Origin of the sequence: Phenylobacterium sp., from assembly GCF_041916435.1 — a bacterium.
GTDB lineage: Bacteria > Pseudomonadota > Alphaproteobacteria > Caulobacterales > Caulobacteraceae > Phenylobacterium.
The window spans coordinates 582,059-602,603 of record NZ_JAYRZM010000001.1; the positions used below are offsets into that span (position 1 = coordinate 582,059).

General features: G+C 70.1%; 18 protein-coding genes and 1 tRNA gene. 10 read left to right on the forward strand and 9 right to left on the reverse strand.

The window, feature by feature from the left end:
- Positions 1-9 precede the first annotated feature (9 nt).
- The 3 genes from ACE3TA_RS02925 (at position 10) to ACE3TA_RS02935 (ending at position 3,379) form a co-directional block, all read left to right on the forward strand.
- Positions 10-86: transfer RNA gene (locus ACE3TA_RS02925), tRNA-Arg, on the forward strand.
- 83 nt (positions 87-169) lie between these two features.
- Complete coding sequence (locus tag ACE3TA_RS02930; RefSeq protein WP_374570262.1) at positions 170-1,630, forward strand: alpha/beta hydrolase domain-containing protein; 1,461 nt, start codon at positions 170-172, stop codon at positions 1,628-1,630.
- A gap of 111 nt (positions 1,631-1,741) precedes the next feature.
- Positions 1,742-3,379: an AMP-binding protein gene (locus ACE3TA_RS02935; RefSeq protein ID WP_374570264.1), complete on the forward strand. Its 1,638-nt coding sequence runs from the start codon at positions 1,742-1,744 to the stop codon at positions 3,377-3,379.
- A 15-nt stretch (positions 3,380-3,394) separates the two neighbouring features.
- Here ACE3TA_RS02935 and ACE3TA_RS02940 read toward each other — a convergent pair whose 3' ends face one another.
- The 5 genes from ACE3TA_RS02940 to metC all read right to left on the reverse strand — a co-directional run bounded on the left by ACE3TA_RS02940 (position 3,395) and on the right by metC (position 8,529).
- The gene (locus tag ACE3TA_RS02940) at positions 3,395-4,021 is read right to left on the reverse strand and encodes a methyltransferase domain-containing protein (RefSeq protein ID WP_374570266.1); all 627 of its coding nucleotides are present in this window, start codon (positions 4,019-4,021) and stop codon (positions 3,395-3,397) included.
- A gap of 11 nt (positions 4,022-4,032) precedes the next feature.
- The gene (locus ACE3TA_RS02945; protein WP_374570268.1) at positions 4,033-4,920 is read right to left on the reverse strand and encodes an alpha/beta fold hydrolase; all 888 of its coding nucleotides are present in this window, start codon (positions 4,918-4,920) and stop codon (positions 4,033-4,035) included.
- Positions 4,921-5,021: 101 nt separating this feature from the next.
- On the reverse strand, positions 5,022-6,428 hold the full coding sequence (locus ACE3TA_RS02950) for an aldehyde dehydrogenase family protein (protein ID WP_374570270.1): 1,407 nt from the start codon (positions 6,426-6,428) through the stop codon (positions 5,022-5,024).
- Positions 6,429-6,484: 56 nt separating this feature from the next.
- On the reverse strand, positions 6,485-7,369 hold the full coding sequence (locus ACE3TA_RS02955) for a kinase (RefSeq protein ID WP_374570272.1): 885 nt from the start codon (positions 7,367-7,369) through the stop codon (positions 6,485-6,487).
- Positions 7,366-8,529, reverse strand: coding sequence for a cystathionine beta-lyase (metC, locus tag ACE3TA_RS02960; RefSeq protein ID WP_374570274.1), 1,164 nt, complete (start codon positions 8,527-8,529; stop codon positions 7,366-7,368). Before metC ends, ACE3TA_RS02955 begins: the two co-directional genes overlap by 4 nt.
- Before the next feature lie 85 nt (positions 8,530-8,614).
- Between metC and ACE3TA_RS02965 the strand changes: the two genes are divergently transcribed.
- A complete protein-coding gene (locus ACE3TA_RS02965) occupies positions 8,615-9,718 on the forward strand; it encodes an amino acid ABC transporter substrate-binding protein (protein WP_374570276.1) in 1,104 nt (367 codons plus the stop codon).
- Here the strand turns inward: ACE3TA_RS02965 and ACE3TA_RS02970 are convergent.
- Genes ACE3TA_RS02970 through ACE3TA_RS02985 form a run of 4 tightly spaced genes read right to left on the reverse strand, consistent with a single transcriptional unit; the run spans position 9,715 to position 13,370 of the window.
- Entirely contained in the window at positions 9,715-10,221 is a 507-nt protein-coding gene (locus ACE3TA_RS02970; RefSeq protein WP_374570278.1) for a GNAT family N-acetyltransferase, read from the reverse strand. The genes ACE3TA_RS02965 and ACE3TA_RS02970 overlap by 4 nt on opposite strands.
- Position 10,222: 1 nt before the next feature.
- Positions 10,223-11,065 carry a 3-mercaptopyruvate sulfurtransferase gene (sseA, locus tag ACE3TA_RS02975; protein WP_374570280.1) on the reverse strand — a complete coding sequence of 281 codons (843 nt, stop codon included), beginning with the start codon at positions 11,063-11,065 and terminating at the stop codon, positions 10,223-10,225.
- Entirely contained in the window at positions 11,065-12,066 is a 1,002-nt protein-coding gene (locus ACE3TA_RS02980) for a cysteine synthase A (protein ID WP_374570282.1), read from the reverse strand. Before ACE3TA_RS02980 ends, sseA begins: the two co-directional genes overlap by 1 nt.
- Before the next feature lie 44 nt (positions 12,067-12,110).
- On the reverse strand, positions 12,111-13,370 hold the full coding sequence (locus ACE3TA_RS02985) for a class I SAM-dependent methyltransferase (protein WP_374570284.1): 1,260 nt from the start codon (positions 13,368-13,370) through the stop codon (positions 12,111-12,113).
- Positions 13,371-13,595: 225 nt separating this feature from the next.
- Between ACE3TA_RS02985 and kdsA the strand changes: the two genes are divergently transcribed.
- The 6 genes from kdsA to ACE3TA_RS03015 all read left to right on the forward strand — a co-directional run bounded on the left by kdsA (position 13,596) and on the right by ACE3TA_RS03015 (position 20,439).
- Positions 13,596-14,465, forward strand: a complete 870-nt coding sequence (kdsA, locus tag ACE3TA_RS02990) for a 3-deoxy-8-phosphooctulonate synthase (RefSeq protein WP_374570286.1) — start codon at positions 13,596-13,598, stop codon at positions 14,463-14,465.
- 33 nt (positions 14,466-14,498) lie between these two features.
- A complete protein-coding gene (rfaE2, locus tag ACE3TA_RS02995; RefSeq protein ID WP_374570288.1) occupies positions 14,499-15,974 on the forward strand; it encodes a D-glycero-beta-D-manno-heptose 1-phosphate adenylyltransferase in 1,476 nt (491 codons plus the stop codon).
- Entirely contained in the window at positions 15,971-16,972 is a 1,002-nt protein-coding gene (rfaD, locus tag ACE3TA_RS03000; protein WP_374570290.1) for an ADP-glyceromanno-heptose 6-epimerase, read from the forward strand. The genes rfaE2 and rfaD overlap by 4 nt, the downstream gene beginning before the upstream one ends.
- 41 nt (positions 16,973-17,013) lie before the next feature.
- Entirely contained in the window at positions 17,014-18,195 is a 1,182-nt protein-coding gene (locus ACE3TA_RS03005; RefSeq protein WP_374570292.1) for a DUF3089 domain-containing protein, read from the forward strand.
- Positions 18,196-18,264: 69 nt separating this feature from the next.
- Positions 18,265-19,266 carry an NADP-dependent oxidoreductase gene (locus tag ACE3TA_RS03010; RefSeq protein ID WP_374570294.1) on the forward strand — a complete coding sequence of 334 codons (1,002 nt, stop codon included), beginning with the start codon at positions 18,265-18,267 and terminating at the stop codon, positions 19,264-19,266.
- Positions 19,267-19,407: 141 nt separating this feature from the next.
- Positions 19,408-20,439 carry a helix-turn-helix domain-containing protein gene (locus ACE3TA_RS03015; protein WP_374570296.1) on the forward strand — a complete coding sequence of 344 codons (1,032 nt, stop codon included), beginning with the start codon at positions 19,408-19,410 and terminating at the stop codon, positions 20,437-20,439.
- The last annotated feature ends 106 nt before the right edge of the window (positions 20,440-20,545 follow it).

Genomic DNA, 20,545 nt, shown 5'->3' on the forward strand with positions numbered 1-20,545 from the left:
GATCCAAGGGCGCCCGTAGCTCAACCGGATAGAGCATCCGCCTTCTAAGCGGACGGTTGCAGGTTCGAGTCCTGCCGGGCGCGCCAGGCTTTGAGCACCTGGCGCGAAAGCGGCTTTAGCCATCGTTCCCGGATCGGCTCTGGCGGGAGGCGCCACAAGGATTGTGTCGATGCAGTTCAGTCAAAGCCGCCGAGAGGCTCTGCTCGCCGGATCGGCGGCGTTGACCGCGCTCATGGCGACCGCATTGATGTCTACTGCTTCCCACGCCCAAACCGATTCCGCGGGCCCCGTCGTGACTGGTCCGATCACCGGCGGCGACAAGGGGTGGATTTACCGCGCCCCGGCGATGGACCTCGCAGCCGTCGGCTACGTCGTCGAGGAATTCTTCGTCTCGGGAACCGCCCGCTCGTTCAAATTCGCCGACGGCCATTCCGCCGAGTTCGACGGCGACTGGGCGGCCGAGCCGGATGAAGCGGCGCCGTTCGCGACGCGCATCTTCGTCGTGCGGCCATCCGACCCCGCCAGGTACAACGGCGTCCTGCTCGCTCATTGGCAGAACGTGTCGGCTGGCTACGAGAACGGCTGGCCCACGGGCGAGGAGATCTACAGCGGCTACGCCTGGATGGCCGTCTCGGCGCAGGCCGACGGCGTCAACGGCGGCCGCAACAAGGAGCAATACGGCCTTCGGCAATGGGACCCGGCGCGCTATGGCGCGCTCAGCCACCCGGGCGACGCCTATTCGTACGACATCTTCGCGAGCGCGGTGTCGCAGGCGCTGGCCCGATCGGCCGAGGGGCCCGGCGGTCCGCTGGCGGACCTGAAGACCGACAAGGTGCTCGCGCTCGGCGGCTCGCAATCGGCCCTGCGCCTGGCCACGTTCGTCAATGCGGTCCACCCGCACCGCAAGATCTTCGACGGCTTTCTCCTTCTGTCGCATTTTGGCGTGGCCTCGCCGCTGGAGGAGCGCAGCCTCGCCAGTCTCTTCGATCTGGCCGGCGGCACGCGCAACGCCGCGTGGAGCCGGGTCGCCGATCGCGGCGACGTGCCGGTGATGGTGGTCGACACTCAGGCCGAGTCCCTGATGCACTACCCGGCGCGCCAGCCGGACACCGACAGCTTCCGCACCTGGCAGATCGCCGGCGCGCCGCACGCCCCGCCTTCGGCGACGGCGATGAAGAACCGGGCGGGCGAGCGGGACGGCGTGGTCGACGCCGGCGGCGACCAGCAAGGCCGCAACCTCGTCGAGTGGGGCTATGTCTCTGACGCCGCGATCCGCTTCCTGGCGCGATGGATGAAAGAGGGCGAAGCCCCGCCGCGGTTCGATCTGCTGGCCATCGACGTCAGCGGCCCGCGGCCCGCCTACGCCCTGGACGCGGTGGGAAATGTGCTGGGCGGTATCCGACCGCCTGAGGTCGCCGCCGCGGTCGGCGTCCACTCCGCCGGCCTGGCTGACCTACTGGGGCGCAGCGTTCTCTTCGATCGCGCCCGGATGATCGAACTGCATGGCGATCGAGACGGCTTTCTGCGGTCCTGGGGCGCTGCGGTCGATGCGCTGCAGGAGGCTGGACTGCTCCTGCCGAAGCAGCGCGAGCCGCTGCTGGCTCGCGCCGGCGACTACTGGCCTGCCTGACGCACCATTCCCTCGAGCGCGCGCCTCTCCTCGCCGCGCTCTCCTCGCCGTTGACTTCCGTAGCGTGTTGTCCGCCAACTCGGACCCATAACGCGCCATAGGGAGGAGCGCATGACCGCATGGATGTTTGCGGACGTGTGGGAGGCGATCGCCGGGCGCACGCCGGATCGGCCGGCGCAGATTCAGGGCGAGCGGGTGGTGACGTGGGGCCAGTTCGACGCCCGCGCCGACGCCCTGGCGGCGGCCCTGGCGACCGCCCGGCTGGAGCGTCAATCCAAGGTCGCGGCCTATCTCTACAACGGCCCGGAGTACCTGGAGACCTACTTCGCCGCGTTCAAGGCGGGGCTGGCGCCGGTCAACACCAACTATCGCTACGGCGCCGAAGAGCTCTTCTACCTGTTCGACAACGCCGATGCGGAAGCCGTCGTCTTCCATGCGAGTTTCGCCGAGACGCTGGAGCCGATCCGCCCGCGCCTGACCAAGGTGAAGACCTGGATCGCGGTGGCCGAGCCGGGACACGCCGCGCCGGCCTGGGCCGCCGACTATGAGACCATCGTCGCCCGCCCGCCCGCCGAGCGGCCGTACCGCGCGCCGTGGGGCCGCTCGCCCGACGATCTGCTGCTGCTCTACACCGGCGGCACCACCGGCATGCCCAAGGGCGTGATGTGGCGCCAGGACGACCTCTTCAACGTGATCGGGTCCGGCGGTTACGCGGCGTTCGCGATCGAGCCGGTCGCCAGCCCCGAGGCGGCGGCCGCGCGCCTCGACCCGGCCGGGCCAAGCCCGTGGACCTCGCTGGTCGCCCCGCCGCTGATGCACGGCACAGGCCAGTTCTCCGCCTTCATCACCCTGAACCTGGGCGGGACCGTCGCCACCCTGCCGTCGCGCCACTTCAACCCCGTCGAGCTGTGGGACGAGGTGGTGCGCCTGAAGGCCGACGGCGTCGTCATCGTCGGCCTGGCCTTCTCCACGCCGATGCTGGAGGCGCTGCAGGCCAATCCGGGCCGCTGGGACCTATCCCACGTGCGTTCGATGAGCTCGTCCGGCTCGATGTGGAGCCAGGACAACAAGAAGGGTCTGCTGTCGTTCTGCCGCAACGCCATGATCTTCGACAGCCTGGGCTCGTCGGAGGCCGTGGGCCTGGGCGCGTCGGCCTCCACGGCGGGCGCCGAGGCGCAGACCGCCGCCTTCATGCTGGGGCCGACCTGCGCGGTCTTCACCGAGGACGGCCGGCGCGTGGAGCCCGGCTCGCCCGAGCGGGGGCAGGTGGCGGTGTCGGGCTTCCTGCCGGCGGGCTACTACAAGGACCCGGAAAAGAGCGCCAAGACCTTCAAGGTGATCGAGGGCGTGCGCTGGTCGGTGCCCGGCGACTGGGCCGAGGTCAATCCGGACGGCTCGCTCAAGCTTCTGGGGCGCGGCTCGCAGTGCATCAACACTGGCGGCGAGAAGGTCTTCCCCGAGGAGGTGGAGGAGGCGCTGAAGACCCATCCGGCCGTGCGCGACGCCGTGGTGGTGGGTGTGCCGGACAAGCGCTTCGGCGAGCGAATCTGCGCCGTCGTCGAGCTGGAGGAGGGCGCCGAGGCGCCCGACCTGCCGGAAATGGCCGAGCACGTCCGCGCCCACCTGGCCCACTACAAGGCCCCGCGCGAGCTGGTGCTGGTGGAGTCCATCGGCCGCGCGCCCAACGGCAAGGTCGACTACAAGGGCGTCAAGGCGCGGGCGCTGGAGGCCCTGGGCGCGCCGGCCTAGGGCGCTCGGCGGCGGCTATCGGCGCCGCGCCAGCCACACCGTGCGGCCGCCGCAGGCGGGATCTTCGGCCACGTGAGCCACGACATCGAAGTCGTGCTCCTCGAACAGGCGCCGGTACTCGGCCGGCGCCAGGCTGGCGTGGAACAGCGCCTCGCCCTCCAGGACGCCCATCGCCACCCCGTGCTTCGGGCCGCTGGTGAACATCAGCGGCGCGCCCGGCGCGGCGTGCGCGCGGAAGATCGGGAACATTCCGCGCTGGCTCGCGAAGTCCAGGTGGAAGAAGCTGTCCCAGGCGATCAGCCCGTCGAACTCCCGCCCGAGCGAAAGCGAGCGCATGTCGGCGATCTCGGCCCCTTCGTGCGGCAGGTTCGCTCGGAACAGCGCGATCATTTCGGGCGAACTGTCGATCCCGGTCACCCGATGGCCGTCGGCCGCGAAGAAGCGGGCGATCGGGACGCCGGAGCCGCAGCCGAGGTCGAGCACCCGCCCGCCGGCAGGAAGGAGACGCGTGAAGCGTTCCAGCCACCCGCCCTCGGCCAGGCGGTCGCCGCGCGCCGTGGTCCAGGCCAGGGCGTGGCGCCTGTAGATGCCGACGATCTCCGCGGCCGCGGAAAGCTCCGTCGCGTCCTCCGCGTCGTCCATATCTCGGCCCCTTACGCCACGCCGTGCTCATCGGCGAGGAAGGTCTCCACCTCGGCCATGAAGGGGTCGAGCTTGTCGTGGTGGACCCAATGGCCGGCGCCCTCGAAGTTCACAAGCCGGGCGTCGGCGAAGTTCTTGATGCGCCCGTCGACGACCGGGTCGGACGCCCAGGACTCGGCGCCGCGAACCAGCAGCACCGGGCAGGTGATGTTGCGCCACAGGGCGTGCTGGTCCTCGTGGGAGAGCCCGCCCACGCCGCCGCCCCAGCGCGCGTGGTTGTCGAACTTCCAGGAGTAGGTGCCGTCCTCGTTCTGGTGCGCGCCGTAGATCGTCAGGTGGCGCGCCTGTTCGGGCGACAGGTGGGGATTTTCCTCGGCCATGCGCGCGATCGCATCGTCCAGGCTCTTGTAGCGCCGCGGCGCGCGGCCGGAGTTCTCGCGCCGATCCTTGATCCAGGCGCGCAGGCGCTCGTCGATGGTGCGCTTGGCCTGCTCGGCCATCATCGCGGGCGAGGGGCCCAGGCCCTCGATGGCGACGATTTTCCTCACGCTGTCCGGGAAGGCGCCGCAGTAGTTCAGGGCGATGCCCGCGCCCAGCGAGTGGGAGATGATCGTCACCGGCGCCATGGCCTTCTGATGGACGATCTGGGCCAGGTCGTAGATGTAGGCGCCCATGTCGTAGCCGCCGCCGATCGCCCAGGCGCTGTCGCCGTGGCCGCGCAGGTCAGGCGCGATGACGTGGTAGCGGTCGCGCAGGCGCTCGGCGACCCAGTCCCAGTTGCGGCAATGGTCGCGCCCGCCGTGGACCAGCAGCATCGGCGGGGCGGTCTCGTTGCCCCAGTCCACGTAGTGCAGGCGAAGCCGCTGGGAGAAATAGAAGTGGGACGTGGGTCCTTCCATGGCGGCCTCCGGAAATGAACAGGCGCGTCCCTTAGCATCCGGGACGCGCCGGTCTCCAGGGCCGCGGGCCCGCCAGACGGAGCGTCTGGCGGGACCAGCCTCTACGCCCGCGCCATGTTGATCACGTGAGCCTGGGTGAACTCGGCCAGGCCGGCCTCGCCCAGCTCCGTGCCGATGCCGGACATCTTGGCCCCGCCGAACGGGATGTTGGGGGCCAGGTCGGCGTGCTTGTTGATCCACACCGTGCCGGTGTCCATGCGCGTGGCGAGGTCGTAGGCCTTGTCCAGGTCGGTCGACCAGATCGAACCGCCCAGGCCGTAGGACGAATTGTTGGCGCGTTTGAGGGCGTCTTCGCCGTCCTTGATCTTGATGAGCGGCAGCACCGGGCCGAACTGCTCCTCGTCCACCAGGCGCGAGCCGTCGTCGATGTCGCGCACGATGGTCGGGCGGATGAAGTAGCCCTTGCCGTCATGAGGCGCGCCGCCGGCGATGATCTTGCCGTCCTTGCGGCCTTCCTCGATGTAGGCCAGCACCTTGTCGTACTGGGCCTTGTTCTGCAGCGGCCCCATCTGCACGCCCTGCTGCAGGCCGTCGCCGACCACCGCCGCCTCGGCCAGCTTGGCGAGTTCGTCGCACATGGCGTCGTAGATGCTCTCGTGGACGTAGACCCGCTTCATGGCGATGCAGACCTGTCCGGAGTTCTGGAAGGCGGCGCCGAAGATCTTCGGCGCGGTCTCCTTGGGGTCGACGTCGCCCAGTACGATGCCGGCGTCGTTGCCGCCCAGCTCCAGGGTGATGCGCTTGAGCGCCTCGGCGGCGCCGGCCATCACCTTCTTGCCGGTCTCGGTGGAGCCGGTGAACGACACCTTGCGGATGTCCGGGTGCTTGGTGATCTCGCCGCCCAGGTCGTTGGCGTCGGAAATGACGTTGAGCACGCCCGGCGGCAGCAGGTCCTTGACCAGTTCGGCGATCTTCAGGGTCGACAGCGGCGTGGTCGCCGCCGGCTTCAGCACCACGGTGTTGCCGGCCAGCAAGGCGGCCGGAACCTTGAAGGCCATCAGGACCAGCGGGAAGTTCCACGGCACGATCGCGCCCACCACGCCCAGCGGACGGCGGCGCACCTCCACCTTCTTCTGCGGGCTGTCCTCGATCACCTGAGCGGGCAGGTCGAGGCTGGCGAAGTAGCGGAAGAAGGCCGAAGCGCCGAAGGCTTCGCCCATGGCGTCCTGCAGCGGCTTGCCCTGCTCCTGGGTCAGGATGCGGCCAAGCTCGGCCACATTAGCCTGGATCGCGTCGGCGATCGCGACAAGCGCGGCCTTGCGCTCGGCGATCGGCGTCGCCGCCCAGGCCGGGAAGGCGGCCTTGGCCGCGGCCACCGCCTCGTCAAGCTGAGCCTTGGAGGCGCGGGGACAGGCGCTCAGCACCTCCTCGGTGGCCGGATTGATGACGTCCATCGAAGACGCGCCGTCCACCAGACGGCCGTTGATCAAGAGCTTGAAGGGGCCCATGTGCGCTTGCTCCCATGATGTTTGGCCGCAACAGGGCGCCGATGACGCAGCGGCCGTCAAGGCCCGACGGGACGGCGATCGGCGTCCAGGCGGATCACCTCGTCGGCGCGGCCGGGCATTTCGGCCAGGATATGCCGCGTCACCCGCTCGTAGTACGCGATGAAGTCGGCGACCGCCTCGTCGCTCATGGCCAGCGCCGGGTCGCGCCCCTCGCGGGCCAGGCGTTCGCGCAGCTTGCGCTCCTGTTCCCGGCGCCAGGCGAGCACCGCCTTGAAGCCCGGGGCCTGGATCAGCACCAGGCGGTCGATCCGCTCGAACAGCTTGCGGTACGGCCCCTCGAGCTGGGCGTTCACATAGCCGCGCCATACGCCGTCCGGGTCGCGCTCGCGCTCCAGCGCGTTCACCGGCTCCGCCAGAGCCGCGCGCGGCTGGGCCCTGGCGCCGACGCACCAGCCTTCAAACAAGATCACGTCGACCGGGCCGCTCACCCGGTCCCACTGGTCTGGAGGCTTGCGGGTGTCGGCGGCCTTGTCGAACCGGGGCAGGGCCGTCTCGCCCGGCTTGGCGAGGGCGTCGAACACCGTGTGAGCGAGGGCGACGTCGTGGGCGCCGGGCGGGCCCCTCACCGCGAACAGGGGATGGACGCGCGCAGCCAGCTCCAGCCGCTCCTCGCGCGTCAGGTAGAAGTCGTCGATCGACAGGGAGACGGCCGTAAGGCCCTGGTCCTCGAGCAGGCGGACCAGGACCGCCGCGGCCGTCGACTTGCCGCTGCCCTGGGCGCCGCAGAGGCCCACGATGAAGCCGGGGCCGCGCCCCTCGGCCGCCTGGGCGATGCGCCCGGCCAGCGGGCGCCAGACCGCCTCGACGATATCGGCGAAGGCCGGCGGCAGGGCTTCGGCGGCCATGAAGGCGTCGAGCCAGGCGGCGTCGGCCGCGCTCACCGGGCCTGGGCGAAGGCGTCGAGCCCCCGGCGCAGGTCGGCGATCAGGTCGTCTGGGTCTTCCAGGCCCACGTGCAGGCGCACCAGCGGCCCGCCGTAGTCGCGCTTGACCACGCGATCCTTGAGCTGCGGGTCGACGGCGATGGCCAGGCTTTCGAAGCCGCCCCAGGAAAAGCCCAGGCCGAACAGCTCAAGCGCATCCAGCAGCGCGTTCACGGCCCCGGCGGGCGCAGGCGCGGCCAGGGCGAAGGCGAAGAGGCCGCAGGCGCCCGAATAGTCGCGGCTCCAGATCGCGTGGCCGCGATCGCCGGGCAGGGCGGGGTGCAGGACGGCGCTCACTTCGGGCTGCTCCGTCAGCCAGCGGGCGACCGCCAGGGCGCTCTCGCCGTGGCGGGCCAGCCGCGTCGGCAAGGTGCGCAGGCCGCGCAGCATCTGATAGGCGTCTTCGCCGTTCACCGCCCAGCCGATGTCGAGCACGCCTTCGGCCAGCCTGGCGGCGACGGCCGGATCGGCGGCGGACGCCGAGCCCATGAAGACGTCCGAATGGCCGCCGACGTATTTGGTGAGCGCCTGGACGCTGATGTCGACCCCATGCGCCAGCGGCTTGATGAGATAGCCCGCCCCCCAGGTGTTGTCGGCCAGCGTCAGCACGCCCCGCGCCTTGGCCAGGGCCGCGATCGCGCCGATGTCCTGCATCTCGAAGGTCAGCGAGCCGGGCGATTCCAGCACGATCAGCTTTGTCGCCGGCGTCGTCATGGCGATCAGCTCGTCCGGCGCCGTGTACGGATCGTAGTAGCGCACCTTGACGCCGTAGCGGCTCAGCACCCGGTCGCAGAACCGGCGCGTGGGCTTGTAGATGGTGTCGACCACCAGGACTTCGTCGCCGGCCGCCAGCACCGCGAGCATTGCGCCGGTGAGCGCGGCCAGGCCCGACGGATAGAGCGTGGTCGCGCTCGCCCCCTCCAGTTCGTTCATCGCCTCGATGAACGCGAACTGCGCCGACAGGCCTTGGCGGCCGTAGGTGAGGTGGTTGTGGTCGTCGTAGAGCGACGCGGCGTTGGGCAAGAGGACCGTGGAGCCCTTCTGCACGGGCGGGCCGACGGTCTTCACCAGGACGGGATCTGCCGATCCGGCGTGGATCAGGCGGGTTTCTTCTGACATGCGGGTTGACTGGCCGGAACGAACGGGGGCGAAACTGATCTTCGCAGTTAGACCCTCCCCAACCCCGGCGATCAAGGAGCCCGGCATGATCAGACGCCTTGCGGCGGTTCTGTCCCTCGCGCTGTCCCTCGGCGCCTGCGGAGAACAGGCCAAGAAGGCGCCCGAGCCGCCGCCCGCCCCGCCGCCGGCCGTCTCGACCACCACGACCGTGGAATACAAGGCCACGGCCAGCCCCACGCTGGAGGCGGTGAAGAAGCGCGGCTATCTGCGCTGCGGCGTGCATCCGGGCCTGCCGGGCTTCGCCTATCCCGACGTGAAGGGCGTGTGGCAGGGCTTCGACGTGGACGTCTGTCGCGCCGTGGCCGCCGCCGTGCTGGGCGACGCCGACAAGGTCCGCTTCACGGTCATCGACAACAAGAACCGCTTCGGGCCGCTGAAGAGCGGGGCGATCGACATCCTGTCGCGCAACACATCCTGGACCCTGGCGCGCGACGCGGGGCTGGGCCTCGACTTCGCCGCGATCACCTATTTCGACGGCCAGGGCTTCATGGCCCCGCGCTCGCTGAACCTGACCAGCGCCGACGAGCTGAACGGCGCGCGCATCTGCGTGCAGACCGGCACCGCCAGCGAGACGAACCTGGCCGACTATTTCGCCGCTCGCGGCCTGACCTACACCCCGGTGCCGGCCGCCTCGGAAGAGGAGGCGCGCAACGCCTATCAGGACGAGAAGTGCGACGTCTTCAGCGCCGACGTCTCGGCGCTGGCGGCCTCGCGCACCGTGCTGAACAACCCCGGCGCCCATGTGATCCTGCCCACGGTGATCTCGAAGGAGCCGTTGGGCCCGGTCGTGCGCGAGGACGATCCGGCCTGGACCGACATCGTGCGCTGGACGGTCTACGCCCTGATCCTGGCCGAGGAGCTGGGGGTCAACTCCAAGACGGTGGAGAGTTCGCTGCAGACCGTGTCCGATCCGCGCACGCGCCGGCTCCTGGGGCTGGAGGACGACTACGGCGCGCTCCTGGGCCTGAAGAAGGACTGGGCCTTCCAGGCGATCAAGCAGGTGGGCTCCTATGACGAGATATTCCGCCGCAACATCGGCGCGGATTCGGGCCTGAAGCTCGAGCGGGGGCTGAACGCCCTGTGGAGCGCGCCCAAGCCCGGCCTGATCTACGCCCCGCCGATCCGCTAGGCGAGGTCGCGCCGCATGGCGCAACGGCCGGTCAGGCCCCTGGCCGCCTCCCGCGCGAGCACGTCGCGCAGCCGTTGCGGCCGCTCGGCGCCGTCCAGCGCGCGGAAGCCAAGCTTGCGATAGAGCGGCGCGTTCCAGGCGATGTCGGCGAAGGTGGTCAGGGTGACGGCGGGCAGGCCCATCGTCCGGGCGGCGCGGACGGCGTCCTCGACCAGGGCCCGGCCGATGCCGCGCGCCTGATACGGCCGCGCCACCGCCAGCTCCCAGATGTGCAGGGCGTCGTCGAACGCCTCGCAGGCGGCGAAGCCGGCGATCCCGTCGCCGGCCTCGGCGACCCACACCAGGCCGGCCTCGGCGAGGGGGCGGTAGAACGGCGCCGGCGAGACCTCGCCGTCGGCGACGTGGTCCTGCGCTGATCCGCGGAACAGCTCGGCCGCCGAGCGCTCGACCGGCGGAAGCTGGTCGACCTCGTCGGGATAGGCGAGGCGGACCCTAAAGCCCATGTCAGGCGCCCGTGGCGACCGGCGTGTCCCCGCGCGCGCCCCATTCGGTCCAGGAGCCGTCGTAGACCGCCGCGCGATCATGTCCGAGACGGGCGAGGGCGAGCGCGACGCCGGAGGCGGCCACCCCGGAGCCGCAGGTGGTGATGATCGGCTGGTCGAGGTCGATCCCGGCCTCGGCGAACGCCTTGGCGAGCTCGTCGGCGGGCTTGAGCCGGCCGTCGGGCCCGAGGAGCGCGCTGAAGGGCAGGCAGGATGCGCCCGGCATGTGGCCGCCGCGCAGGCCCGCGCGCGGCTCCGGCGCCTCGGCGGTGAAGCGGGCCGCGGGCCTGGCGTCGACGATCTGGCGCGAGCGGTCCTCGACCACGGCGCGCACGTGCTCCAGGCTGCTCACCAGCGCCGGGTCGAAGGCGGCGGTGAACGTCTTCGGCTTGGGCTCGGCGGCGCCGGTCTCCAGGGGGCGGCCCTCGGCGATCCAGCGCGGCAGGCCGCCGTCCAGCACGAAGACGCGGCGAAAGCCCATGATGCGCAGGGTCCACCAGACGCGCGGCGCGGAGAACAGGCCCTGGGCGTCGTAGACCACCACCTCATGGTCGGGCGACAGGCCGAGCGCACCGGCGGCCTTTTCGAAGGCTTCGGCCGTCGGCAGCATGTGTGGCAGGTCGACGGTCTTGTCGGCGATCTCGTCGATGTCGAAGAAGACCGCGCCGGGGATGTGGCCCTTGAGGTAGTCGTCGCGGCCGAGGCGCTGTTCGGCCGGCATGTACCAGGTGGCGTCCACCACGCTGAGGTCGGCCGCGCCCAGGCGCGAGGCCAGATAGTCGGTGGAGACGAGCGGATCGGCCATCAGATGAGCCAGCCCGGCAGGGGCAAGCCCCGCTCCTTGAGGAACTCGGGATTGTAGATCTTGCTCTGGTAGCGCTGGCCGTAGTCGCAGAGCACGGTGACGATGGTGTGGCCCGGGCCGAGGTCCTTGGCCAGGCGGATGGCGCCGGCCACGTTCACGCCGGTGGAGCCGCCCATCACCAGGCCCTCGTGCTCGACCAGGTCATAGAGCGCCAGCAGCATCTCCTCGTCGCTGATGCGATAGGCGCGGTCGACGGAAAGCCCTTCCAGATTGGCGGTGATCCGGCCCTGGCCGATCCCCTCGGAGATCGACGAGCCCTCCGACTTCAGCTCGCCGGACGTGTAGTAGGAATAGAGCGCCGCGCCGTAGGGGTCGGCTAGTCCGATGGCGACGCCCGGATTGCGTTCCTTCAGGGCATGGGCGACGCCGGCCAGGGTGCCGCCGGAGCCGACCGCGCAGATGAAGCCGTCGACCTTGCCGCCGGTCTGCGCCCAGATCTCCGGACCGGTGGTCTCGATGTGCGCCTGGCGGTTGGCGACGTTGTCGAACTGATTGGCCCAGATCGCCCCGTTCGGCTCCTTGGCGGCCAGCTCCTCGGCCAGACGGCCGGAGTAGCGGACGTAGTTGGCGGGGTTGGAGTAGGGCGCGGCGTCCACCTGCACCAGCTCGGCGCCGAAGATGCGGATCGCGTCCTTCTTCTCCTGGCTCTGGGTGCGCGGGATGACGATGGTGGCCTTGTAGCCCAGCGCCATGCCGACCATCGCCAGGCCGATGCCGGTGTTGCCGGCGGTGCCCTCGACGATGCGTCCGCCCGGCCGCAACAGGCCCTTGGCCTCGGCGTCGCGGATGATGAACAGGGCCGCGCGATCCTTCACCGACTGGCCGGGGTTGAGGAACTCGGCCTTGCCGAGGATTTCACACCCGGTGGCCTCGCTGGCCCGGTTCAGGCGGATGAGCGGCGTGTCGCCGATGGCGTCCAGGACGCTGCGAGCAATGGTCATGGCTCGCTACTTAGGTGACGCTTGGCGATCCGGCCAGGGGGCGATCATCCCCGCGCGAGGCTCAGTTGCACGACATCGGTGCGCTCGGTGCGGAATCCGGCCTCGCAGTAGGACAGGTAGAATTTCCACAGGCGGCGGAACCGTTCGTCGAAGCCCAGGCGGCGGATGTCGTCCCAGGCGCCCTCGAACCGGCGGCCCCATTCGGCCAGGGTGTCGGCGTAATTCTGGCCGAACCGGCTGATCCCGCCCCAGGAGAGGCCGGCCTTGGCGGTCTCCTCCTTCAGCCGCCGCTCGGACGGCAGCATGCCGCCCGGGAAGATGTACTTCTGGATGAAGTCGGCGCGGCGGCGGTAGGTGGCGAACAGCTCGTTGCGGATGGTGATGATCTGCAGGCCCGCGCGGCCGCCGGCCTTGAGGGTGTCGCGCACCTTGGAGAAGTAGGCCGGCCAGTGCCGCTCGCCCACGGCCTCGAACATCTCGATGGAGGCGACGCGGTCGAACTGGCCCTCGACGTCGCGGTAGTCCACCAGCCGGATCTCGGCGCGCTCGGTCAGGCCCTGCTCGAACAGGCGCCTGGCGGCGAAGTCGTACTGTTCCTTGGAGATGGTGATGCCGGTGACCCGCGCGCCCAGGTCGCGGGCGGCGAACTCGGCGAAGCCGCCCCAGCCGCAGCCGATCTCCAGCACATGGTGTTCGGGGCGCAGGTCCATGCTCTGGGCGAGGGCCCGGTACTTGTTGCGCTGGGCCTCGGTGAGCGCCTGGCCCGGCCGCTCGTAGCGGGCCGAGGAGTAGGTCATGGTGGGGTCGAGCCAGCGCGAATAGAAGGCGTTGCCCAGGTCGTAGTGGGCGTGGATGTTGCGCTTGGAGCCCTTTCGCGTGTTGTCGTTCATCATGTGGGCGACGAAGTTGACCAGCCAGGCCAGCGGGCTGCCCAGGGCGACGCGCTGGATGCCGTCGAAGTTCAGGCTCATCGCCGACAGGAGGGCCGACAGATCGGGCGTGTCCCATTCGCCGGCCATGTAGCCTTCGGCGAAGCCGATGTCGCCGGCGCTCAGCACCCGGTTCATGAAGCGGTAGTCGTGGACCACGAGGCGGGCCTCGGGACCGGGCACTTCGCCCTCGACGCGCAGCTCGCGCCCGCTTGGCAGGACGAAGGACACCGCGCCGCGGGTCCAGCCCTTGGCGACCAGATTGACCGCGGTGCGGAACGCCGCCGGAGCCTTGGCCAGCTCCGGCGCTTCGGAGACCAGATTGGCCGTCGCTCCCCGAACGACGACGACTGATGGTTCATGCGCCAGCGCCATGGTCGCACCCCCTCATATGTTAAACGGACCATAACACTATTTCCGCGCGAGCGGCGAATCGGCTGGTCCGGGCGATCCAAGCGGGGCTTCGGCTTGGGTCCGGCGGATCGGCTTTCAGCCGGCCGGAGGAGGACGGCGAGGGGAGGCTCGGGGTCGCAGGTGGCGTTTCGGCCTTGTGAGCGCCACAGGTCCGGGCCACTTAAGCGCAAATCGCAAACCTGACGGATGGCGACCTTGACCCAGCCCAACGCCGTAATCGAGATCAAGACGCCGCAGGGCGCCCCGGTGCGCATCGGCAACGCCGAGCGCCTGTCGATCATCGCCGGCCCCTGCCAGATGGAGAGCCGCCAGCATGCGCTGGAGACCGCTCATGCGCTGAAGGAGGCGGCCCAGCGGCTGGGGATCGGGCTGATCTACAAGACCTCGTTCGACAAGGCCAACCGCACCTCGGGCAACGCCCAGCGCGGCATGGGCCTGGAAAAGGCGCTGCCGGTGTTCGCGGAGATCCGCGAGTCGGTGGGCCTGCCGACCCTGACCGACGTCCACGAGCGCGAGCAGTGCGCCGAGGTGGCCGAGGTGATCGACGTGCTGCAGATCCCGGCCTTCCTGTGCCGCCAGACCGATCTGCTGGTCGCCGCGGCCAAGACCGGGCGGGCGATCAACGTCAAGAAGGGCCAGTTCCTGGCGCCCTGGGACATGAAGAACGTGATCGCCAAGATCACCGACGCCGGCAACCCCAACGCCATGGCCTGCGAGCGGGGGGTCAGCTTCGGCTACAACACCCTGATCTCGGACATGCGCGCCCTGCCGATCATGAGCCAGATCGGCTGCCCGGTGGTGTTCGACGCCACCCACTCGGTGCAGCAGCCGGGCGGCCAGGGCGCGAGCTCCGGCGGCCAGCGCGAGTTCGTGCCGGTGCTGGCGCGCGCGGCGGTGGCCGTGGGCGTGGGCGCGGTGTTCATGGAAACCCATCCCGACCCGGACAACGCCCCTTCGGACGGGCCCAACATGGTGCCGATGAAGGACTTCGAGCCGCTGGTGCGCGAGCTCCTCGACTACGACGCCCTGGCCAAGCGCCGCGCGCAGGCCGCTTGACCCGCGCGGCGACGCGGGCGAGAGGCTGAGCCCATGGATCTATCGGCTCTGCAGCAGGTGCTGGCCGCCGTCTCCGGCGCGCGGGTGGTGTGCGTGGGCGACCTGATGGTCGACCGCTTCGTCTATGGCGAGGTCACGCGGGTCTCGCCGGAGGCGCCGATCCCGGTCCTGGCGCGCACGCGCGAGCTGGTGATGCTGGGCGCGGCCGGCAACGTGGCGCGCAACGTCGCGGCCCTGGGCGGCTCGGTGGCGCTGGTCGGCCTGATCGGCGGCGACGCCGAGGGCCACGAGGCGCTGCGCCTGGTGGGCGGCGAAAGCGGGGTCGAAGGCTTCCTGGTCAACGACCCGGACCGGCCGACCACCCTGAAGACGCGCTTCGTCTCCGGCGGCCAGCAGCTGCTGCGCGTGGACCTGGAAGAGAGCAAGCCGGCCGGCGGCGAGGTGGAGCAGCGCCTGGTGCGCACCATCCGCGACGTGGCTAAGGGCGCGGGCGTGATCCTGATCTCCGACTACGGCAAGGGCGTGGTGACGCCGGCGGTGATCGCCGCCTGCCATGCGGCCTCCAAGGACGGCGCCCAGGTGATCGTCGATTCCAAGGCGCGCAGCTTCGCCCGCTACGGCGAGGTGGACATCATCAAGCCCAACGCCGCCGAACTCGCCTACGCCACGGACATGCCGGTCTCCACCGACGCCGAGATCGAGGCGGCGCTGGCCAAGGCGCTGGAGCTTTGCGAGGCGCGCGCGGTGCTGGTGACGCGGGCGGCCAAGGGCATTTCGCTGGGCGTGCGCGGCGAGCCGGTGCGCCACTTCCCCGGCGTGCCGAAGGAGGTGTTCGACGCCTCCGGGGCGGGTGACACGACCCTGGCGGCGCTCGGCCTGGCGCTGGCCGCCCGTGCGCCCATGGAGGCGGCGGTGCAGTTCGCCCAGCTCGCCTCCGGCGTGGCCGTTGGAAAGATCGGCACGGCGACCGTTTCGCCCGAGGAGCTGGTGGAGGCCGCGCTCACCGCGCACATGGCCCCGGCCGAAGCCAAGATCGCCACGCCGCAGCGCATGGCCGAAGAGGTCGCCCGGTGGCGCGCCAAGGGGCTGAAGGTAGGCTTCACCAACGGCTGCTTCGACATCCTGCACCGCGGGCACGTGGCCTACCTGAACCAGGCCCGGGCCTGGTGCGACCGGCTGGTGGTGGGGCTGAACAGCGACGCCTCGGTGCGCGCGCTGAAGGGCGACGGCCGGCCGGTGAACGACCTGGAAAGCCGCGCCCTGGTGCTGGCGGGGCTCGGCGCGGTGGACCTGGTGGCGCCTTTCGACGAGGAGACGCCGATTAAGCTGATCGAGCTGGCGCGTCCGGACGTGCTCATCAAGGGCGCGGACTACACCGAAGAGCAGGTCGTCGGCGCCAGGGAAGTGCGCGGCTGGGGCGGCGAGGTGAAGCTGGCGCCGATCGTGGAGGGCTTCTCCACCACCGCGGCCATCGCCAAGCTCTCGAACAAGGAGACGGCCGGCTCATGAACCGCCGCATCGCATTCGTCACCGGCGGGGCCGGCTTCATCGGCTCCAACATCGTCGCCAAGCTGGCCGAGGATCGCGGCCTGGACGTGGTGGTGTGCGACCGCCTGCGCGAAGCTGAGCTCGGCAAGTGGCGCAACATCGCCAAGCATCCGATCGGCGATTTCGTCGCCCCGAACGACATGTTCGACTGGCTAGAGAAGCGCTGGCGCGAGGTGGAGGTGGTCGTCCACATGGCGGCGATCTCGTCGACCATGGAGCCGGACGCCGACAAGATCATCCATTCCAACTTTTCGCTGAGCCGCGACCTGTTCCGCTGGTGCACGGACCGCCAGCGCCGGTTCATCTACGCCTCCTCGGCGGCGACCTACGGCGACGGGGCGCTCGGCTTCGACGACGACGACAGGTACGACGCGCTGATGAAGCTGCGGCCGCTGAACACCTACGGCTGGTCCAAGGCGCTGTTCGACCTGTTCGCCGCGCGCCAGGCGGCCAGGGACTACGCGCCGCCGCAATGGGTGGGGCTGAAGTTCTTCAACGTGTACGGGCCCAACGAGGAGCATAAGCACTCGATGAAGTCCGTGGCTTCGCAGATCTGGCCGCATGTGCGCGACGGCCAGGGCGTGCAGCTCTTCAAGTCGTATCGCGACGACGTGCCGGACGGCGGCCAGAAGCGCGACTTCGTCTATGTGCGCGACGTGGCCGAGGTGGCCGAATGGCTGGTGGCCAATCCGCAGGTCAACGGCGTCTACAACCTGGGCTCGGGCCAGGCGCGGTCCTTCGAGGACATGGCCCGCGCGGTGTTCGCCGCCGCCGGCAAGAACGCGCAGATCGACTACACGCCGATGCCGCCGGCGATCCGCGACAAGTACCAGTACTTCACCGAGGCGAGGATGGAGCGCCTGCGCGCGGCCGGCTATCCGCGCGCCTTCACGCCGCTGGAGGAGGGGATCGCCGATTATGTGAAGGGCTACCTCTCCCAACCCGATCCGTATCGCTGACGGGGTTGGAGCGGTGGGGCCCCATCGTGTAGGCAGGGGCCATGGCTAAGCGGCCGAAGGGTTTCAGGCGCTGGCTCGTCATGAGCCTGACGGTGGTCGTCGCCGTGCTGGTCGCGGCGGGCTACGTCTGGCGTGACGACATCCAGCGCACGGCGCTGGATCCGAAGGTGCCGTTCCAAACCTACCAGCCGCCCCCGGCGCCCAACTACGCCATGCGTGCGTCCTGGTATCTGTTGCCCAATCCGGCCGACGCCGCGCGCCCGTCGGACCCGCCGGCAGACATCTTCTTCGTGTCGCCGACCACCTACGACGGCGGCGCCCAGTGGAACGCGCCGATCGACGACGATCAGGCCGAGCGCCTGTTCCGCCGCACCATGGCGCCGAACTACGCCGGCCCGTTCGTGCGGGTGGGGCGCCTGTTCGCCCCGCGCTATCGCCAGGCCAGCCTCTACACCCTGCTCACCCTGCGCGATGACGCCCGCGATGCGCGCGCGTTCGCCTATCGGGACGTGGCGGCGGCGTTCCGTCAGTACAGGGACGAATACAACAACGGGCGGCCCTTCATCGTGGTCGGGGTGGAGCAGGGCGGGACCCTGGCCGAGCGGCTGATCGCCGAGGAGATCGCCCCTGACGAGCGGATGCGCCGGCTGATCGCCGCCGCCTATCTGATCGACACGGCCGTGCCGGCGGGCGAAGCGCCGCTGCCGCCTTGCACGGCGCGCGGCCAGCCCGGTTGCCTGGCGGCCTGGACCTCGGTGCGCGAGGGCGACCTGGAAGGCGTGGCCGACATCCTCAACCGCTCGCTGGTGTGGGACAGGGCCGGCCAACTCGTGAACCTGAACGGGCGCAGGCCCATGTGCTTCAATCCGCTGCTGGGGAAGGTGAGCGACGAGCCGGCGCCGGCTCGGCTCAACCTGGGGGCCGCCAACGCCACCGGCCTGGAATGGGGCGCGCGCCCGCCGTTCATGACCCGGCAGGTCACGGCCGTGTGCAAGGACGGGGTGCTCAGGGTCTCTCGGCCGAAATCGACCTCGCTCAGGCGCATCGGCTCCTGGGCCGACCGGCGAAAGGCGCCCGGATACAATCTCTTCTATGGCGATCTTGAAGCCGACGCGAAGGCCAGGCTGGCGGCGCTGACGGCCGAGCCGGATTTTCCCAAGCCCGGCGCGGCGACCGCCGCGGCGCAGGCCATGGCCGATCACCCCTTGCGCCGCATCGATTGAGGGCTTGGCGGCGCCTGGCGCGCGGCCCATGTTCGCGCCCAATCAAGACCATGAAGGGAGGCTGGCGCCATGACCGCTTCGAACCGCCAGATCGTGCTGGACTCCATTCCGCAGGGAAGGCTCAGCCCTGAGCATTTTCGCCTGGAGGCGGCCGAACGGCCGAGCCCGGCGGAGGGCGAGCTCCTCCTGAAGGCCCGCTACATCTCGCTGGACGCCGCCAACCGGGCCTGGATGCAGGGGGCGACCTACCGCTCGGCGCTGACCTCGGGCCAGGTGATGGCCGGCGGGGCGCTGGCCGAGGTGGTGGAGAGCCGTGCGCCGGGGTTCTCGCCCGGCGACCTGGTGTTCGCCGACATGGGCTGGCGCGAATACGGAGCCGTGCCGGCCAAGGGACTTTCCAAGCTGCCGGCGATGGAGCCGCTCACCCACCTGCTCAGCGTCTACGGCGTGGCCGGGCTGACCGCCTATTTCGGCCTCCTGGAATGCGGCCGTCCGAAAGCGGGCGAGACGGTGGTGGTGTCGGCGGCGGCCGGCTCGGTGGGCTCGATCGTCGGCCAGATCGCCAGGATCAAGGGCTGCCGCGTGGTCGGCGTCGCCGGCGGGGCGGAGAAATGCGCCTGGCTGAAGGACGAGCTCGGCTTCGACGAGGCCGTCGACTACAAGGCCGGCGCCCTGCGCCAGGAGCTGAAGGCGGCGTGTCCGGGCGGGATCGACGTCTATTTCGACAATGTGGGCGGCGACATCTTCGAGACCTGCCTGTTCGCCATGAACACCCACGGCCGGATCGCCTGCTGCGGGGCGGTCTCGCAGTATGACGGCGCCGCGCCGGCGCACGGGCCCAGGGGCGTGCCCGGCCTGATCGTCACCAAGCGCCTGACCCTGCAGGGCTTCATCGTCTCGGACTTCTACGACAAGCGCGACGCGGCCCTGGCCGAGCTGAAGTCCTGGGTGGAGAGCGGCGAGCTGAAGGTGCAGGAGGACGTGATCGAGGGGCTGGAGAACACCCCGGCCGCTCTAATCGGCCTGCTCCACGGCGAGAACCGCGGCAAGCGCATGGTCAAGGTGGGCTGAGAACCTTCCGAACGCGTCGAATGTGAGGGGGTGTTCAAACCGGCGAGAAGGTGATCATCCTGTCCTCTCGAAAAGAGAGGCCGTGGCGCATGGGCCGGGCGCTCAAGCCACGCTCAGGCCAGTTGAGGGCGATCGGGAGGCATGACGTTTAGGCAGATCCCGCTGTCGTGGGCCGAGCGGCGCGCGGCCGGCGCCGTGGCGAGCGGGCTTTCGCTTGACGGCCTGTTCGAGCGCGCGCTGATCGCCCCGCGATTTGGCGACGATCGGGACCAGATCTCGCCGCTTCAGCTCATCCTGTTCTTCGCCGCGCTGGTGCTTGAAACCGATGACGGCACGCACGCGCTGCTGCGCCGGCGGGTGGCGCCGACGTTCGGCCCGCTTGGATTTCGCATCCTGTTCGGCGCGGCCAGCCTGGGCGACGGGCTGATCGCCCTGGCCAAATTCCATGAACTCTCCTCGTCTGCGATCCGGCTGCAGCTTTCCACCGAGGGCGAGCAGGCCTTCCTGGCGCTTCAGGTGGAGGACGACCGGGGCGGCGCGCATCTGCAGGAGGACATCCAGCTCACCTATCTCTACATGGGCCTGACCTGCTTCCTGGGGCGGCCTTTCCCGGCCCTGTGGGTCGGCACGCGCGACCCGGAGCACTGCTGCCTGGGCTCCACCCACTATGCGATCAGAGGGCCTGTGGGGGTCCACGCGTGCGCGGGCATAGCCTTTCCGAAGGCGCTGCTGGCCCGTCGCGCGGCCGGGCCGGGGCTGGACGAGTTCGCTTGGCGTCCGATGCAGGAGGCCATCAGCCTTCTGGAGATGACGCCGGACCATCCCCCGCCGGGCGTCAACAACCGTGATCTGCGCCTGGAGCGGCTCGCGGCCGAGCAGATGATGTCGCCGTCGACCTACCGGCGCATGCTGGTCAGGAACGGGTCGGGGTTTCGCCAGCTCCGAGAGCGCGCGCTGCTCGACGTCACCCTGGATCTGCTCAAGGCCGGGTCGCACAGCCTGGAAGCGATCGCGGCCGACCTCGGCTATGCGGACGCCCGCAGCCTCAGGCGGTTCGTGAAGCGCGCGACCGGGCGAACGCCAAGCGAGATACGGCAGGACTTCGCCAGCGCCGTCTCGCCGGAACTGCTGTGTGCGCGGATGAAGGAGATCGTCGGCCTCATGCAGCTTTGACCGGAAATGTCCCGGCTTTCCGCCGGGACCTGCGCGTTCCGGTCCTTTCTCGGCGCCCCAGCCGCCCTCATGGTCCCCGGCAAAAGACCAATGACGAGAGGGGAGG